The sequence below is a fragment of the Microbulbifer sp. THAF38 genome, from assembly GCF_009363535.1.
Classification (GTDB): domain Bacteria; phylum Pseudomonadota; class Gammaproteobacteria; order Pseudomonadales; family Cellvibrionaceae; genus Microbulbifer.
This window is the reverse complement of record NZ_CP045369.1, coordinates 577,912-591,248: the sequence shown is the minus strand read 5'-3', so window position 1 is coordinate 591,248 and position 13,337 is coordinate 577,912. Positions and strand designations below refer to the sequence as shown.

Genomic DNA, 13,337 nt, shown 5'->3' with positions numbered 1-13,337 from the left:
AATCGAGCCGCACAGTATAGCGGATTCCCACCGGGCGGCCAGTGGCTACTGGCCCCGTACAATAAACGTCATTACGGAGCTTATAGTTAGTAGCTAATAGCGAGCTAGCTTGTAGCGCGAAAGTGACGCGGACGCAGGCCTGAAACAAATAGGGCCAGTAGATAGGCCGAGCCTCCTGCGGCCACTATTATCCCCATGCGCCAGGCTCGTTCGAACCAGCCCCAAGCACTCCAGGCCTCCCAGACGTAGAGAAGCCCAACCAACACAGCCACCATCGCCAAGTTGGCTGCGAGTAATCGCAGCAGATAGCGCCCCCAACCAGCCTCGGGCACGTAAACATCGTCCCTACGTAAGCCCTTGTACAACAGCCAGGCATTGATCGCCGCTTGGCAGGCGGTGGCCAGCGCTAAGCCCATATGACCAAGCTTAAAATAATGATTCAACGGAATAACAAACAGGAGACTCAGCACCATCTTGGCTGAAATCGCGATCAAGCCGAAGCGCACCGGTGTATAGGTATCCTGACGGGCGAAATAGCCAGGCGCCAACACTTTGATCAACATAAAAGCCAACAGCCCCAGGGCATAGGCCCTCAGGGACCAGGCCGCCATCTGCATGTCGCGGGGCTGCATCTGGCCGTACTGAAAGAGTGTGGTCAACAGTGGCTCAGCCAGCACCACCAATGCTACCGCCGCGGGCAGGGAGATAAGCGTGACACTGCGCAGCGCCCAGTCGAGGGTATGGCGGAATCGACGCGGATCCCCATCACTATGCAGACGCGACAGGCTCGGCAATATCACCGTGGCCACAGCCACACCAAATACACCCAGCGGTAATTCGGTCAAGCGATCGGAAAAATACAGCCAGGAAACGCTGCCACTGGGCAGGAATGAGGCCAACAAGGTATCCAGCACCAGGCTGATTTGTGTGACTGAGACGCCAAAAATCGCCGGAGCCATCAAGCGCAGGATTTTACGGACCCCCGGATGGCTCCAATCCCACTTGGGCCTTGGTAGTAACCCCTCACGCGCCAAAAAAGGCAACTGGAATAGCAGCTGCACCAGCCCTGCGAAAAGCACACCCCAGGCCAGGGCCAGAATCTCTGGATCGAACCAAGCCGTACCCACCGTTGCCGCACCGATCAATACCAGATTCAGCATGATCGGCGTCAATGCCGGGATAGCAAAGCGGTCGAAACTATTCAGGATGGCCCCGGTGAAGCCCGCCAAAGAGATCAGCATCAGGTAGGGAAAAGTAATTTGCAGCATACCGGCGGCAAGATCGAACTTCTCTCTTTCGCTGCCGTCCCACCACCAGCCAAAAGCAAAAATTCCGGTCACTATTGGCGCGCACAGCACCCCAAATAGAGTAACTAGTAACAGGACACCGCCGAGCGCACCCGCGACCCGGTCATTCAGTGCTCGCGCTGCGGCAATTCCGCCCTTTTGTCGATACTCCGCAAGAACCGGCACAAATGCCTGGGCAAAAGCGCCCTCAGCAAACAAGCGGCGGAAAAAGTTGGGGATCTTGAAGGCCACAAAAAAGGCATCGGCGGCGTCCCCTGCCCCGGCAAAGCGCGCCAGTGCCATATCCCGGGCCAGGCCGGCAACCCGGGACAGCATAGTCGCAGCCCCCACCACCGAGCTGCCGCGCAGAAGTCTGGACGTACCGGGTTTTTCAGTGGGTTGGTCTTGGGTTGGGGGCAACTGGGACAACGCTGTGACTCCTGGATTTGGGCGAGACCTGCTGGCCGGCAAGTCTACCGCAATTCCACGGAAACCATGGAGACATGGGTAATTGTGTGCTCCTACGACCTGGAGCCCGCGAGCCTATACTAGCTGTGAGCTAGTTACGCGTCCCACGGAACCGGTGGCGCGGGGAGAAGACAGGATGACCATTAACGCTTTGATTATTGCCCTGGCACTGGCGATTGTGCTTTACATTGCGATAATGCGCGGCCCCCGCCCACAGCGAGTTCGTGTCCGCGTAGATTCGCCCCGCGACCGGCGCTACCACCGCCTGAAATAACAGGACACCACCGGTCGCCACATTTCGCCACAATTGCGCGGTAGTTTGCCACTACTGCGCCCCGCCAGCGCCACCTTGGAGCTTTTTAATAACACTCAAACGGGCCAAACACACAGCCCACCGAGTAAAAAAGAAAGCCTCCAAGGAGAGTAGCAATGAAAAAAGCATTACTGGTTGCAGCCCTGACTTCCCTGATCGCCTCTGGTACCCAGGCGAGTGAACTCAATGAATCAAAACTGACCCCGGCCAAACAGGCCACGGTCTTTACCACGGCAGCCGTTGCCGGTGCCGCTGTAGGGGGCCCAGTCGGGTTTATCGCCGGTGCAATCGGTGGTGCCTGGCTCGGCGAACAGGTCAAGCAAGCAGAAGAGGCAGATATGCTGGCAACACAACTGACAGAGAGCCGTGCAGAGCTCAGCAACCTGGCACAGCAACTGGATGCGGCTCGACTGTCCGCGAATGATGCCAGTCAAGTGGCACTGGATTCACTGCAATTCCAGATGTTATTCACCACCGGAGAAGATGAGCTTCAGGCCACCCAGCTTCAACAGCTGAATGCCATGGCTGACTTTCTGAAGCGTCACCCCCATCTGCAGATCCATCTTGAGGGACATGCCGACCCAAGGGGCAGCGATGGTTACAACAACGTGCTGTCCGACCAGCGCGCCCTGAGTGTTGAGCAGGCACTGATCTCCCTAGGCATCGACGCCTCCCGAATCAGCCGTCAAGCCATGGGGGCCACCTACTCCCAGGCACCCAAAGGGGATGTTGACGCCTATGCCATGGAGCGTCGTGTGGATATCCGCTTCTCTCTGCCGGAAGCCATGGCCGGACACTTCTAAAGACTGCCAAGCCCCACTGTAAAACGCCGCGATGGACTACAAATCCTCGCGGCTGCGCAAGGCGACTTCAAATCGCTGTTGCACCTAGTTGCATATATAGGCGGATTACAAATACGCTAAAACTCTCCCCCTGAAAGAAACCCTGTTGTTTGCGGGCCATTTGTGCCCGCCTTTTTGCCAATAAGCTGCAATTTCGTGCATGATTCTCCGCCACAAAAGAAGCCGTCGGAATCAACCATGAGTGCAACTATCGCTATTGTCGAAGACGAGCGCGCCATCGCCGAAAATTACCGCGATGCACTGCGCCGCAGTGGTTATCGAGTCGATCTCTACAGCGCAAGAATTGAGGCCATGGAGGCTTTTCGCCAGCGACTGCCAGATCTTGCCGTTATCGACGTCGGGTTGGGTAGCGAAGTAGAAGGCGGCTTTGAGTTGTGCAGGGAGCTACGTGCCATGGCCCCCAGCTTGCCGATTCTGTTTCTCACCGCCAGGGATTCCGAGCTGGATATTATTTCCGGCCTGCGCCTCGGCGCCGACGACTACCTCACCAAGGATATCTCCCTGCCCCATATGCAGGCACGTATCAATGCGCTGCTGCGCCGGGTCAGCGTACTACGCGATCAGGGCAATGAAGGAGAAAGCCTGACCCAGGGTAAGCTGGAGCTGGATATCTCCCGATTGCACTGCCACTGGAACGGGCTGGCAGTGGACCTCACTGTCACGGAATTCTGGATAGTCCACGCCCTGGCCAAACGCCCCGGACATGTGAAATCCCGCAGCCAGTTAATGGAGGCCGCTCGAGTAGTTTTGGACGACAACACCATTACTTCCCATGTAAAACGGATCCGCAAGAAATTTCAGGCCCTGGATAGTGAATTTAACGCTATAGGCACCGCTTATGGCATGGGGTATCGCTGGCAACTTTAATAGCCCTTATAGCGGATAACCCTAACAGCACACCTGCCGGCCCACAGTATTTCGAGAGCTCATACATGAAACTTCGCCGTCAACTCCTGCTGGTGAGCCTTGTGGCTCTGGCCCTGCCCTGGGCAGGCTGCCAATACCTCCGCCAGGTGGATGCGGCACTGGCACAGGGCCAGTTGCAAGCCCTCGAGGCCACAGCTGCGGCGATTGCCGCGCGCCTGGCAAGCACCCCGCAGCTCATTGCTCCAGACCCCGCACGCCACGCGCGCCCACCGGGCAGCCAACTCTACCTAAATCCACTTTCCCACCCTCCGGTCGTTGATGGCTACGGGGATGACTGGCGCCCCTGGGAGCTCACACCTCGTGAACTACTCAATGAGCAGCTCATGCCCCAGGCGCAAATCACCCTCGGCCAGTTTGAGGATCAGATTTACCTGCTGTTAACAGTCAGTGATGAGACCCCCGCTTACCGAGACCCCCGCACAAACCTGCTTGCGGGAGGGGATACTGTCGAACTGTTTACCCGCGGGCGCCATTACTTGTTGCCGGTGGCGAGTCGGGGCCCGGTCGAGGCTTTGTGGCACAACCCACGCGAAGGTGATTACCAACGCGAATTGCGCCTGCGCGGGCGTTGGACCACCTCACCCAAAGGGTATCAACTAGAGCTCACCCTTCCCTATGCGCTCACCGGTGGTGGCCTGTCCATTCGAGTACAGGACCGCGCCAATAGCAACGGTGCGACACCAATCCACAGCGCCAGCACCCTGCCCGCCGATGGCCAACCGGGGCGTTTAGTTGCCCCGCTGCCTGAGTTACAACAAGAGCTCGATCACTTTGCTCGCCCAGGCTTGCGCCTGGCAGTCGTAGATAGCGAGGGATTCCTGCTTGCCAGTAATGGCCAACCACAAGAGGTTGATGCGGAGGAGAGCGCACCTCGGCCCTGGCTGCGCAGCTGGATTTACCGCAAGTTACTCGCCAGGGAAGAGCTACCAAAACTACCCGAAAATGACTTGCCTCTCAGCAGCGGTATAGGGCGCGATACGGCAGAGCAGTGGTTTGGCGGGCCACTGCAGTCGCGTATAGGCGCAGTCAGTGTGCCCGTGATTACCCGAGCTGATGAAGTCATAGAACGGCCACTATTGGGACGGGTACTCGTGCTGCAATCCGCTGAGGTCATGCAATCGGTAACTGAGGGCGCCGCGCACCGGCTGTGGCTGATTAGCTGTGCGGCAGCGGCAACGGCACTGCTGTTTTTACTGGGCTACGCCAGCTGGCTGTCGTGGCGTATTCGCAAACTGCACCGCGCCGCGCGTAATGCGGTCGACAGTAGCGGCAAATTGCGCGGCAACTTCCCCCGCTCCTCCGCCAGTGATGAACTGGGCGCACTCAACCGCGCCTTTGCCAGCCTTCTGGGAGAGCTGGACCAGTATCACCAATATCTGCGCACCCTTGCCAGTAAGCTGTCCCACGAGCTGCGTACACCTCTCGCAGTGGTGCGCTCTTCCCTCGACAATCTCTCCGCAGGCGAACTGGATGAAGATAGCCGTCGCTATGCAGAGCGCGCGATGGATGGCAGTGCCCGCCTATCCGGAATCCTCAACAGTCTCTCCGCAGCCAGCAACCTGGAAGCCAGTATTCACCAGGCAGAGCGAGAGCGCTTTGACTTGGCAGATCTGCTGGAAGTCATGGTGCAATGCTACAGCGATGCCCACCCTCGCCACCGCTTTTCACTGAACAAACCCAACGGCGAACTTCGCTGCGAGGGAGCCCCGGAGCTATTGGCGCAGCTATTAGATAAACTGGTAGACAATGCTTGCAGCTTCGCCCCAGAGGGCAGTGAAATCCGGCTTTTAGCCCGGAGTGAAAAGGACGGCTACCTGATCAGTGTGAGTAACGACGGTCCACTGCTACCCAATGGCTATGCACACAAGCTATTCGATTCACTGGTATCCGTGCGCAAGGAGGGTGACAACGCCGGGCATTTGGGCCTTGGGCTCCATATCGCTAAGTTGATCGCTGACTTTCACCAGGGCCGCCTGGAGGCCCGAAATCGTGTTGATAACAGCGGTGTGGAGTTCAGCCTGAAGCTGCCGAGCCGCTAACCAAGCACCGGTATTGAAAGTAAAGCGCAAGGCGTCTGCGCAGATGGTTGACAAACAACCAGCTGTGGGGATAATGTCGCGTCCCGATCGGGCCCCAGGGCCTGTTAGTTACAGATTTATAGATTCCAGACAGGAGCAACCGGTGGCCAACTCACCTCAAGCGAAGAAACGCGCGCGCCAAAACGACAAGCGCCGCATGCATAACGCCAGTCTGCGCTCCATGGTGCGCACCTACATCAAGAAGGTAGTTGCGGCCATCGATGCCGGCGATGCGGAAAAAGCAAAAACTGCATACGCAGAAGCGGTTCCCGTTATCGACCGCATGGCAGACAAAGGCATTATTCACAAGAATAAAGCCGCTCGTCACAAGAGCCGCCTGAACGCTCAGGTTAAAGCTCTGGCCGCCTAATTCTTTAGGTAGCAGACACAAAAAACCCCGCATTGCGGGGTTTTTTTATGCATGAAAATCGGCATTGCCACTAGAGCAGGATAAGATTATCCCGGTGTATCAGCTCGTCATCATCACGATAGCCGAGTAGGTCGACAAAGCGCTCTGACGACTGGCCGAGAATCCTGGCACTCTCACTACTGTCGTAATTCACCAGACCGCGGGCGACCTCTTGTCCCGCACTATTACGGCAAGAAACCAAGTCTCCCCGGTGAAAGCGACCCTGCACCTCAGTCACCCCAACGGATAGCAGGCTTTTGCCGCCATCGCGCAATGCCTTCTCAGCACCACTATCGAGAGTGAGGCTGCCGCGGACCTGCAACTGCCCGGCAAGCCAGCGTTTGCGCGCTGCCAGGGGGCCCGCCTCGGGCAGCAGGAGGGTACCCAGGGCCTCCCCCTTCCATACCCGTGTGACTACTTGCTCCCTGGCACCCCCCGCAATCACGGTGCAGGCTCCAGAGCGAGCGGCCAGTTGTGCTGCGCGCACCTTGGTGGTCATACCACCGCGCCCGAGGCCACTGCGGGAGTCCCCTGCCATTCCCAGCAGCCTGGAATCCAACGCCGATGCCTCACCAATCAGTTCCGCATCGGGGCTATCGCGGGGGTCCTGGGTAAAGAGCCCGTCTGCATCGGTCAAAATCAGCAGAGTATCCGCCTCCACAAGATTCGCCACTAGCGCTGCCAGAGTATCGTTATCCCCGAAACGTATCTCATCGGTTACAACGGTGTCGTTCTCATTGACGATCGGTACAGCCCCCAAAGAGAGCAGGGTTCGGAGTGTACTGCGCGCATTGAGGTAGCGGGTGCGATTGGAGAGATCATCGTGATCCAGCAAAATCTGGGCACTGCGGATATCGAAGTGGCCAAAAGCCTGCTCGTAAACCTGCACCAGGTGGCTCTGCCCTACCGCTGCGGCGGCCTGCAGCTGATGAATCGATTCCGGCCTGCGATGCCAACCGAGGCGATCCATACCCGCGGCAACCGCCCCGGAGGAAACCAACACCACCTCAACGCCCTGCTGACGCAATTCGGCGATCTGTGCCACCCAGGCGGAAATGGCCACACTATTGACGCCGCGACCATTGTCAGTGAGCAGGGCACTGCCAATTTTCACCACCCAGCGCCGCCCCTTAGAAAGCCCCCTGCGGGACATTGATACGGAGCCCATACTTCCCCCTGGACACCGGCCCCTCGGGGCCTAACGAGTGATCAATTTATTTGCCGAAAAGACCGGGAGCCGACTGAAATTCTACCCGGCGGCAAGGGCATGCCGCCGGAAAGGTACAATTCAAGGGCGGTACTCGATATCGACATCGTGGTCGTCATCGTCCCAGTCTTCATCATCATCCACAAGGCCCTTCGCGGCCTTGCGCTTGGCACGGTGGCTCTCCCGCAGCTCCTCAATGCGCTCGCGGGCTTCGCGCTGCATCTGGCGCTGCGCCTCCAGCTCGGCCTCGGCCAACTCCGGATCGCGATCTTCCTGCTCTTGACGGTCTTCCAGGTAGTCCATCAAACGGCCACTGAGTACATCGGTGCCTTCACCGCGTATAGCCGCCACGCGGAATACCGGCCCCTTCCAACTCAACGCATCCACAACCGACTGACAGCGCTCTTCCAGTTCAGCAGCCGGCACCAGATCGGTCTTATTCAGCACCAGCCAGCGCTCGCGACCAGCCAGAGTGCTACTAAAAGTAGCCAGCTCACGCTCGATGGCGCGGGCATTCTCCACCGGGTCTGAACCGTCAAATGGCGCCAAATCCACCAGGTGCAGCAACACTCGGCAGCGGGTTAAGTGTTTGAGGAACCGGATACCCAGACCCGCCCCTTCTGCTGCCCCCTCAATCAATCCCGGAATATCGGCAATCACAAAACTGCGGTGCTTCTGCACCTGTACCACCCCCAGGTTTGGCACCAAGGTCGTGAAGGGGTAATTGGCCACCTTGGGCTTAGCTGCAGATACCGCCCGAATAAACGTAGACTTGCCGGCATTGGGCAACCCCAGCATCCCCACATCTGCGAGCACCTTCAGCTCCAGCTTCAGGTTGCGGAATTCACCTTCAGAACCATTAGTGGTCTGGCGGGGAGCTCGATTGGTACTGGATTTAAAGCGTGTGTTACCCAGGCCGTGAAAGCCTCCCTGGGCGACCAGCAGGCGTTCACCCGCCCGGGTCATATCGCCGATGGCCTCGCCAGTATCCACGTCGATCACGGTTGTACCCACGGGCACTTTCAAGACAAGGTCTTCGCCCTTGCCCCCGGTACAATTGCGCCCGCGGCCGGGCTGACCACTTTCAGCGGCATAGCGGGGCTGGTAACGGTAGTCTACCAGGGTGTTAAGGGAGTCATCGGCCTCTAAATAGACGGAACCGCCATCGCCGCCGTCACCACCATCCGGGCCACCTTTTTCTACAAACTTTTCTCTGCGGAAGCTCAGGCAGCCATTGCCACCCTTACCCGCCTGCACAAAGATGGGCGCCTCATCGACAAACTTCATAATCACTCCACCGCCACAGCGGTTGTCTCATCCGGTGCGCACATATTCGCACCTACCATCATATTCATCATACCAGCCGACAAGCCGCCCCACGCAGGCACCTGCCACCCCAGCTTCCCGCCACTGGACTATCGGGACTTTTCCAACAAAAAAGCCCCGCAATAGCGGGGCTTTTGATGAAGCTAGGGCTTGTGACCGCTTAGGCAGTTTCGATAGAAACGAACTTGCGGTTATTGGGGCCTTTAACTTCGAACTTCACAACGCCGTCCGCGGTGGCGAACAGGGTGTGATCTTTGCCCATACCAACGTTAACACCGGCGTGGAACTTGGTGCCACGCTGACGAACGATGATGTTGCCTGCTGCTACAGACTGGCCGCCAAAGCGCTTCACGCCCAGGCGTTTACTCTCGGAATCGCGACCATTTCGCGTACTACCGCCAGCTTTCTTATGTGCCATGAGTCGTTACTCCTCTCTTATGCCTTGATGCCAGTGATTTTAACTTCGGTGTACCACTGACGGTGGCCCTGGCGCTTCATGGAGTGCTTACGACGACGGAACTTGATGATTCTCACCTTCTCGCCGCGGCCGTGGCTTACCACTTCAGCAGATACTTTAGCGCCGTCTACAACGGGAGCGCCGATGTTGATTGTGTCGCCATCAACGACCATCAGCACTTTGTCGAAATCGATGGTTTCGCCAGTAGCTACTTCCAGCTTTTCCAGGCGAAGTACTTCGCCTTCTTCTACACGGTGTTGCTTGCCACCGCTCTCAATAACAGCGTACATATTTCTATGCTCCGATATGGACGACACGAAGCAGCGGGAGGACTGTTCAGTCACTGCTCCGCATTTCGGGAGCTTGCGCCGTGTTGTTTAACATCTATTTCGCCGGCGGTACCATCGGCTCTAAAAACCGCGGAGCCCACAATCGACGGGGCGCAGATTCTAATCAATTCGCCGGGTTGATACAATAGCGACCCTCCGCCGCCCGAGCCTTCGGCGGCGCTTGTCTAGTCGTATTAAGGAACTCTCAAATGCTGCCTTTTCACCGGGTCGCCGCCGAAGACTTTGCCGCGGTCAACCAGCGTATTCTCGACCAACTGCACTCGGATGTCCCCCTGGTGGAAAATATAGGCCACTACCTGGTTGAAGCCGGCGGCAAGCGCCTGCGCCCCCTATTAGTGCTGCTTTGTGCCAGGGCCTGTAACTACCGAGATGAGAGCCATATTGATCTGGCCACCATTATCGAATTTATCCACACCGCCACTCTACTTCATGACGATGTGGTGGATACCTCCGATATGCGCCGCGGCCGCCTCACCGCCAATGCCAAGTGGGGTAATGCACCCAGCGTCCTGGTGGGAGACTTCCTCTACTCCCGCGCTTTCCAGATGATGATTGCCCTGCAGGACATGCGCATCATGGCGCTCCTCTCCGACACCACCAACACCATTGCCGAGGGCGAAGTACAGCAGCTGGTAAACGCAGGCGACCCAGAAGTCAGCGAGGAAAACTATTTCGGTGTAATTTACAAGAAGACTGGAGCGCTGTTTGAAGCGGCCTGTGAGACAGCCGCGGTTCTGGCCGAATGCTCCGCCGAGGAACAAAACGCCTTGAAACTGTATGGGCGTCATTTGGGCCTCGCATTCCAGTTGGTAGATGACGCCCTGGATTACCGCGGCAACCCGGAAGAGCTAGGTAAGAACGTCGGCGACGACCTGGCGGAAGGCAAGCCCACACTACCCCTGATCTATACCATAGCCAATGGCAGCGAAAGCCAAGCAGCCCTGGTCAGGGAAGCCATTGAACAGCGCAGCGCGGCAAAACTGGTGGAAATTGTCGAGGCTATCGAGGCTTGCGGAGCCCTGGATTACACCATGGAACGGGCCCGTACTGCTGTGGAGGATGCCAAAGCTCAGCTGGACTTCCTACCCGAGAGCGACCAAAAAACCGCACTACAACAACTAGCCAGCTTCGCCGTGGAGAGAAATGTCTAGCAAGCTCGAAGTATCGCCCTAGATACAAGGAGACCAGATTTCTCAAGGTAACCCCCATTAAAAAAGCCCCATTTTATGGGGCTTTTTTGACTTCAAGGCTGCAGCTCTTAAAGCCTATTCGGAGATGAGCTGGAGATCATGAACGAATCAGCTTTAGCAATTCTTCGGTCTTCTCTCGCATCAAAGCCTTATCCCCGCGGGACTCAACATTGAGACGAATCACCGGCTCAGTATTGGACATGCGCAAATTAAAGCGCCACTCGGCATAAGCCACGCTCAGACCATCCACATGCTCGACACTGAGTGCCTCTGCACCATACTTTTCCTCTGCAGCTTTAATCACCGCTGCCGCATCCTGCACTTTGGAGTTGATCTCACCCGAGCAGGGGAAAGCCGCCATACGTTCTCCCACCAACTGGGACAGAGTCTTACCGCTACGGCTGACCAGCTCCGCCACCAGCAGCCAGGGGATCATGCCACTATCGCAGTAGGCGAAGTCACGGAAATAATGGTGTGCACTCATCTCACCACCATAAATGGCATCTTCTTTGCGCATGCGCTCCTTAATAAAGGCATGGCCAGTTTTACTCTGGACTGGCTCACCCCCAGCAGCACGCACAATATCTTCCGTATTCCACAGCAGGCGAGGATCGTGAACCACTTTGGCGCCCTTGTGCTTCACCAGGAAGGCCTCCGCAAGCAGGCCGACCACATAATAGCCCTCGATAAAATCGCCGTTCTCATCGAAGAAGAAACAGCGATCAAAGTCACCATCCCAGGCAATACCAAAGTCAGCACCACTCTCCCGCACCGCCTCTGCAGTAGAAGCGCGGTTTTCCGGCAGGAGCGGGTTGGGAATCCCATTGGGGAAGTTGCCATCTGGCTGATGGTGCACCCGCACAAACTCAAACGGCAAGTGCGGCGCCAGTGCATCGACGACGGCACCCGCGCCACCATTGCCCGCATTGACCACCAACTTTAGGGGCTTCAGGGCTTTGCTATCGACATAGCCAAGCAAGTGCTTCACAAAATCTGCACGGTGCTCAAAACGCTGCAGGCTCCCGCGCTCCGCAACAGGGGCAAAATCATTCTCTTCTGCCAAGCGTTTGATATCGAACAAACCGGTATCGCCACTAATCGGCCTACTACCCGCGCGAACAAACTTCATGCCGTTGTAATCCATGGGGTTATGGCTGGCAGTCACACAAATACCACCATCAAAATCACCATGGAAAGTAGCGAAATACACTTCTTCAGTGCCGCACTCACCAATGTGGAAGACATCGGTACCAGCGTCGCGCAAACCATTCACCAGGGCATCCGTCAGCTCACCACTGGTAAGTCGAATATCATGACCAACCACGACACGTTTCGCCCGCAGAAATTGGGCAAATGCCCGCCCCACCCGATAAGCCACTTCGGTATTCAGCTCATCAGGCACACGGCCGCGCAAATCATAGGCTTTAAAGCAGGTCAGATCTGACACTTATTTTTTCTCCTGGGCGGCCTGTTCCGGCAGATACACATTTTCAAAGACGTGGTTAGTGGCCTCAATAAACCCTTCCACCGAGCCACAGTCAAAGCGCCGCCCCTTAAAAGCGTAAGCAAGAACACAACCCTGGCGCGCCTGGGTCAGCAACGCATCAGTAATTTGCACTTCCCCATTTTTGCCCGGCGGAGTATCGCGGATCAGATCAAAAATATCCGGGGTGAGGATATAGCGGCCGATAATCGCCTTATTACTCGGCGCGTCTTCAGCAGCCGGTTTTTCCACCATATCCGTTACCTGATACAGACCCGGCTTGATTTCATTGCCCGCAATCACACCAAACTTATGAATCTGGTCCATCGGCACCTCCTCGACGGCAACGATGGAACAGCGGAACTGCTTATAGAGCTGCACCATTTGCGAGAGCACGCCCAGGTCATCATTCAGGCACAGGTCATCCGCCAGCACTACCCCAAATGGCTCATCTCCCACCAGGCGGCGCCCCTGCAATATCGCATCACCCAAGCCGCGCATTTCACCCTGGCGAGTATAGGAAAAGCTGGCGCTATCGATCACTTTATGTACAGAGTCTAGGTAGCGCTCTTTACCGGTCCCAGCAATTTGGTGCTCTAACTCGTAGTTTGTATCGAAATGATCTTCGATGGCACGCTTACCGCGCCCGGTAACAAAGCCAATTTCTGTCAGGCCGGCTTCGATGGCCTCTTCCACACCGTACTGCACCAATGGCTTGTTCACGAGCGGCAGCATCTCTTTCGGCATCGCCTTAGTGGCTGGCAGGAAACGGGTACCGTAACCGGCAACCGGGAATAAACATTTCTTAAGCATTGCGCTCCCCATAATCAAAAACAAGCGCACCCCCGCGCCGGCGGCAACTTAACATAGCTAAAAAGAGAGTTCACTTACAAAGGATGACGCCAAATTCCTCTGATGTGTCAGCGCTCTACACAATTGATCATATAAGATGTTGTGAAAGTAATTACTACGACAGTCAC

General features: G+C 56.8%; 13 protein-coding genes. 6 read left to right on the top strand and 7 right to left on the bottom strand.

The window, feature by feature from the left end:
• Positions 1-104: 104 nt before the first annotated feature.
• Positions 105-1,715, bottom strand: a complete 1,611-nt coding sequence (gene murJ, locus FIU95_RS02610) for a murein biosynthesis integral membrane protein MurJ (protein WP_152451219.1) — start codon at positions 1,713-1,715, stop codon at positions 105-107.
• Between the two features lie 175 nt (positions 1,716-1,890).
• On the opposite strand from murJ, the gene FIU95_RS21060 reads away from it, so the two are divergent.
• From FIU95_RS21060 to rpsT, 5 genes are all read left to right on the top strand, one after another.
• The gene (locus FIU95_RS21060; protein ID WP_172975300.1) at positions 1,891-2,028 is read left to right on the top strand and encodes a hypothetical protein; all 138 of its coding nucleotides are present in this window, start codon (positions 1,891-1,893) and stop codon (positions 2,026-2,028) included.
• Positions 2,029-2,183: 155 nt separating this feature from the next.
• Positions 2,184-2,870: an OmpA family protein gene (locus tag FIU95_RS02605; protein ID WP_152451217.1), complete on the top strand. Its 687-nt coding sequence runs from the start codon at positions 2,184-2,186 to the stop codon at positions 2,868-2,870.
• Between the two features lie 237 nt (positions 2,871-3,107).
• Entirely contained in the window at positions 3,108-3,797 is a 690-nt protein-coding gene (pdsR, locus tag FIU95_RS02600) for a proteobacterial dedicated sortase system response regulator (protein ID WP_152451215.1), read from the top strand.
• A 65-nt stretch (positions 3,798-3,862) separates the two neighbouring features.
• Positions 3,863-5,896, top strand: coding sequence for an ATP-binding protein (locus tag FIU95_RS02595; protein ID WP_152451213.1), 2,034 nt, complete (start codon positions 3,863-3,865; stop codon positions 5,894-5,896).
• A 142-nt stretch (positions 5,897-6,038) separates the two neighbouring features.
• Entirely contained in the window at positions 6,039-6,305 is a 267-nt protein-coding gene (gene rpsT / locus FIU95_RS02590; protein WP_020411431.1) for a 30S ribosomal protein S20, read from the top strand.
• Positions 6,306-6,375: 70 nt separating this feature from the next.
• On the opposite strand, the gene proB is transcribed toward rpsT, so the two are convergent.
• The 4 genes from proB to rplU all read right to left on the bottom strand — a co-directional run bounded on the left by proB (position 6,376) and on the right by rplU (position 9,624).
• Positions 6,376-7,497, bottom strand: a complete 1,122-nt coding sequence (gene proB, locus FIU95_RS02585) for a glutamate 5-kinase (RefSeq protein ID WP_216646338.1) — start codon at positions 7,495-7,497, stop codon at positions 6,376-6,378.
• 135 nt (positions 7,498-7,632) lie between these two features.
• Complete coding sequence (cgtA, locus tag FIU95_RS02580; RefSeq protein WP_152451209.1) at positions 7,633-8,838, bottom strand: Obg family GTPase CgtA; 1,206 nt, start codon at positions 8,836-8,838, stop codon at positions 7,633-7,635.
• A 199-nt stretch (positions 8,839-9,037) separates the two neighbouring features.
• Entirely contained in the window at positions 9,038-9,295 is a 258-nt protein-coding gene (gene rpmA / locus FIU95_RS02575; RefSeq protein ID WP_073277572.1) for a 50S ribosomal protein L27, read from the bottom strand.
• 17 nt (positions 9,296-9,312) lie between these two features.
• Positions 9,313-9,624, bottom strand: a complete 312-nt coding sequence (rplU, locus tag FIU95_RS02570) for a 50S ribosomal protein L21 (protein ID WP_152451207.1) — start codon at positions 9,622-9,624, stop codon at positions 9,313-9,315.
• Positions 9,625-9,872: 248 nt separating this feature from the next.
• Between rplU and ispB the strand changes: the two genes are divergently transcribed.
• The gene (gene ispB / locus FIU95_RS02565; RefSeq protein ID WP_152451205.1) at positions 9,873-10,835 is read left to right on the top strand and encodes an octaprenyl diphosphate synthase; all 963 of its coding nucleotides are present in this window, start codon (positions 9,873-9,875) and stop codon (positions 10,833-10,835) included.
• A 136-nt stretch (positions 10,836-10,971) separates the two neighbouring features.
• Here the strand turns inward: ispB and FIU95_RS02560 are convergent, their stop codons facing one another.
• Together FIU95_RS02560 and galU are read right to left on the bottom strand one after the other, a co-directional pair.
• Complete coding sequence (locus FIU95_RS02560) at positions 10,972-12,321, bottom strand: phosphomannomutase (RefSeq protein WP_152451203.1); 1,350 nt, start codon at positions 12,319-12,321, stop codon at positions 10,972-10,974.
• Complete coding sequence (gene galU / locus FIU95_RS02555) at positions 12,322-13,170, bottom strand: UTP--glucose-1-phosphate uridylyltransferase GalU (RefSeq protein WP_152451201.1); 849 nt, start codon at positions 13,168-13,170, stop codon at positions 12,322-12,324. It lies immediately after the preceding gene.
• Positions 13,171-13,337 lie beyond the last annotated feature (167 nt).

Excerpts from the sequence above, each read along its gene's own strand:
- FIU95_RS21060 (WP_172975300.1), top strand. The coding sequence starts at position 1,891 with ATGACCATTAACGCTTTGATTATTGCCCTGGCACTGGCGATTGTGCTT.
- FIU95_RS02605 (WP_152451217.1), top strand. The coding sequence starts at position 2,184 with ATGAAAAAAGCATTACTGGTTGCAGCCCTGACTTCCCTGATCGCCTCT.
- pdsR (WP_152451215.1), top strand. The coding sequence starts at position 3,108 with ATGAGTGCAACTATCGCTATTGTCGAAGACGAGCGCGCCATCGCCGAA.
- FIU95_RS02595 (WP_152451213.1), top strand. The coding sequence starts at position 3,863 with ATGAAACTTCGCCGTCAACTCCTGCTGGTGAGCCTTGTGGCTCTGGCC.
- proB (WP_216646338.1), bottom strand. The coding sequence starts at position 7,497 with ATGTCCCGCAGGGGGCTTTCTAAGGGGCGGCGCTGGGTGGTGAAAATT.
- cgtA (WP_152451209.1), bottom strand. The coding sequence starts at position 8,838 with ATGAAGTTTGTCGATGAGGCGCCCATCTTTGTGCAGGCGGGTAAGGGT.
- rpmA (WP_073277572.1), bottom strand. The coding sequence starts at position 9,295 with ATGGCACATAAGAAAGCTGGCGGTAGTACGCGAAATGGTCGCGATTCC.
- rplU (WP_152451207.1), bottom strand. The coding sequence starts at position 9,624 with ATGTACGCTGTTATTGAGAGCGGTGGCAAGCAACACCGTGTAGAAGAA.
- ispB (WP_152451205.1), top strand. The coding sequence starts at position 9,873 with ATGCTGCCTTTTCACCGGGTCGCCGCCGAAGACTTTGCCGCGGTCAAC.
- galU (WP_152451201.1), bottom strand. The coding sequence starts at position 13,170 with ATGCTTAAGAAATGTTTATTCCCGGTTGCCGGTTACGGTACCCGTTTC.